Raw genomic sequence first — 3,294 nt, 5'->3', positions numbered from 1 at the left:
CCCTCACCCGCAAGCCGATGCGCCACCTTGGGAAGGCAAGAGTTGCCGTCGAGCGGAAGTCTAAGTTCACCGCAGAGATACACGGTGTCGGTGGGAAAGAGGCCGCGATGTCGCTCAGTAGGATCTTGATGGCACACATGAAGCGAAGTGGGGGCGTGCTCCACGACGCCCCAAAGAACCACAATCACGCAGCAGCGTTGCGCGAACTAAGAAGGGAGCAGTTAGGCAAGGATAGCGATGCTGGTGTGCCCGCACGGGGCGCGACGGGTAACCCTGTCAGCCAGGCCATGAACCGATTGGCGGGTGCCTCGGTGCCCAGAGGCATCCATACTGCTTACAGTGGCCAGACACGGCACCTGAGTCGGGTTGCGCGCTTAGCCCGGTCAACAGGCAAAGACGCGGAGATGTTGAACGCTGAGGCGAAGCTGATCGAAAACTGGTTGGAAGCGCAGCGCGAAGTTGCCCAGCAAGCATTAGAAGTGTTGCGCCTTGTTCCTGGCATCCAAATCGAACCCGAATTCCAGCAAGCGCACTCGGCCTTGGTTTGCCGTCGTGTCGACAGCTATGCAAGCAAACCGTTCTTGTTTGAAGACACCGAGTCCCTAGCAAAGGCGGTAAGCACCTACGCGCGGATGGTGATCAGGCCCTACCGGGCCCGCATGGAGGTGCTGAATGCCCAAGCAGCGCTTTCTGAGCATGGAGATGCTCCGACCACCCACGCTGCCATTCGAGCGCGCAGAGCGCTAGCCCGATCAAAGGTCCATGTGTCACCTCGGATTGTCGCCATCCAAAATTGGCGGATCAATCAGGCACGCCAGAAGATGATGGACGCCTGCAAAAGCTTGGAGAAGAACTTCGCAGTGCCGACATTGGAGGTTCTAAGCGCTGATGTGACTAGGAACGAAGCAGATGAGTCAGCCGCGCAGCAAGCAGGGAACTGGGAGCTGAAGATCAGGCGACCCCGTTTCGTCCCTTGATTCCTGTCCACCTGGCACAGGTGTGAGAAGCATCAACAATATTTGGATATGCTGCGTTGACGACTATAAGGAAGAGGCAGAAATGGAGTTCGAGAAGATCCGGTCAGCGGTCAGGCTCGCCGAATACGCGGTCGTCAACCGGCGACCGCTTCGGACGAGGGAAGACGCACTACGTGCCCTCTCAGAGGAGCTCTTAGTCGGCCCATGGTTGATCATGAGTGGCCTCGGCATCATCTGGAAGCGTTTGCTCTGGGTCTTCGTCCTGACGTCGATCATCGTGGCCGGTCTTTGCCTTGTTGAGCGGGCTTTCAATCCCGTCATGATCCTCGCCGCGCTGACACTCGGCGTTATCAGCGTCTACTTTGGCCTTCCTACTCGCACGGTCCTTGCTGGTGTCACCGCAAAGTCCGTTGGAGAGCTTGCAGGCGCCATCGAGCGGCTGGTGAAAGATCAGGGGGAGTTGGAGCGCTTGTCGTCTGGGGTGCAGCTCGTGAAAACGCAAACGACCGAGCGAATGGCGCGGTTCAACGTATTCATTGGCATCGTCTGGGGCGCGTTGTTCTGGCTTGCCACGGCACGCGTGCTTTCCCCGACCGTCGCCCAGGATGTTTTGGAGACCAGTCTCTTCCCAACCATTGMTGCCGCAATCTCGTTCATCGGGCTGTTTGTGGTCTCAGTTGGCTACGCAGCTGCTGTCCGTGTCGTCTATCAGACGTTGGACTTCGCCCTGTTGGAAGTCAAAGCGACGCTTGTCTTGCGGGTGTAGCCCTGGGTCCGCGAACTCAGCGGCTGCCTAGACTAGGAGAGCCAGAGTCGGGCTTATAAGCATCAGGCTCTGCGGAGCGTTCTGCTGAGACTGCTGTCCAAAGGCGCGGGCTCCGCCTAAACAGAGCCCGTCTCGCTAAAAATCAGCCCGGATACGCGGGGAACTTCTCATCAGGGTGCTTGGACTTCCATTCTTTATAGGCCGCCGTGCCTTCCCAAGCCGCGAACGAGCGAGGGGTACGGCCTCGGCCAGACCAAGTTTCCTGAGTGTGCGGCAGCCAGTATTTCTGGGCGACTGCCTTCTTTTCACCAGAAGTCTTCTTTTGGCGAGCTTGCCCATTAAACGAACCGCCAACCTGGTTCGCAATATCGGCCTTCTGCTTAGACGTCAGATGCTGTCCGTAACGAGTCAGCAAATCCGAAATCTGCAGAAACGCATCAGAGGCTTCGTCTTCAATCAATTTTGCTTCTTGCTCTTCCAGCTTACGCAGCTCTTCGGCAAGCTTGGCTTTTGCAGAGGCAATTGAATCAAGGGTCGGTTTGCTCATTTGGTAATTGGTCTCTTGAATAGTAGGAAATAATATCAGGCCTTTGTCCGATAAAGGAGAACTGAGCGTAAGGCGAAGCCCGGCGTTTCTTAGTTCGCCAAACGATAATGCAAGCCATCTGTCCAGATGCAGGGCGAAATAGTCTCATTCATCTTCATCGTCTTCCGCTTCTTCCAAGGTCAAGAGGGTCAGGGTGCGGCCATAAGAGCCTAAGCCAATCACCTCTTCCGTGAGGTAGACACCACTCTTAGCACCGAAGAACCAATCACTGGCTTCCGCACTATCACTGTCTTCCATCCCCACTCTTATTGCATCGGGATCATCAGCCAACCTCTGAGTAGCGCTTTCAGGGGGGACCTTCGTGTTGCGACCCAATGGCTTTGCCCACCCAACGTGCGATTGGAGTGGATAGATCGCACAAAACTCAACGCGACCATTTAAACACTGCAACACCCCTGTGGGCAGGTGCCCTATTTCCGCGTAACGCAATGCGGCGGCAGTCAATGAGGTATTGCAGGTTTCCGCTAGTGAACGAACAGCAGCCATGCCATCGCCGTTCTTATTAATAATTGGCTTGCATAGTGATTTTGGCATCATCAAGCACGATGCAAAATAATCCGCCTCTCGCTCGATTGGGTCTGAGGATCCAAAGCCACCCCGAGATGCGTGCTCGCTCCCCTGCTTAAAAATATGTTCGGGATGACCATCGAGGCAGAAGTGGCCCAATTCATGAGCCACGCTGAAATTCTGAAATCCTGGGCTTTCGATATGAGTGGCGTAAATGATCGCAAAATCATTCCCCTGACGCAGTAGCCATCCTGATGCACCCGTGGAACCAGCTGGTTTTGCATGCACCTGGATGTCCAAGTGCTTTGCAATTTCCATGGGATTAATCGGAAGTGATAGGACTCCCGCATCGTTGAGCATGTCCTGCGCTTTGGCTTCGATCTGCCGCCGACGATAACTATCCATCTCTCTTCCTTGTATCGGCCAATGACTTAGCG

General features: G+C 55.4%; 4 protein-coding genes. 2 read left to right on the top strand and 2 right to left on the bottom strand.

All coding sequences use genetic code 11. From position 1 onward, the window contains the following. On the top strand, positions 1 to 977 hold a 977-nt coding region (locus tag AC1DR7_RS20135; protein ID WP_478076658.1), incomplete at its 5' end, for a MobA/MobL family protein. A gap of 82 nt (positions 978 to 1,059) precedes the next feature. Beyond that, positions 1,060 to 1,743: a hypothetical protein gene (locus AC1DR7_RS20130; protein WP_478076657.1), complete on the top strand. Its 684-nt coding sequence runs from the start codon at positions 1,060 to 1,062 to the stop codon at positions 1,741 to 1,743. Positions 1,744 to 1,885: 142 nt separating this feature from the next. Here the strand turns inward: AC1DR7_RS20130 and AC1DR7_RS20125 are convergent, their stop codons facing one another. Both AC1DR7_RS20125 and AC1DR7_RS20120 read right to left on the bottom strand, forming a co-directional pair. Continuing rightward, positions 1,886 to 2,290 carry an H-NS family nucleoid-associated regulatory protein gene (locus AC1DR7_RS20125; RefSeq protein ID WP_164222797.1) on the bottom strand — a complete coding sequence of 135 codons (405 nt, stop codon included), beginning with the start codon at positions 2,288 to 2,290 and terminating at the stop codon, positions 1,886 to 1,888. Between the two features lie 144 nt (positions 2,291 to 2,434). Further along, positions 2,435 to 3,294, bottom strand: an 860-nt coding sequence (locus AC1DR7_RS20120; protein ID WP_478076656.1) for an ImmA/IrrE family metallo-endopeptidase, incomplete at its 5' end; no start/stop codon positions are given.

The organism is Stenotrophomonas sp. P5_A9 (assembly GCF_056400525.1).
This window is presented reverse-complemented; position numbering and strand designations above follow the sequence as displayed.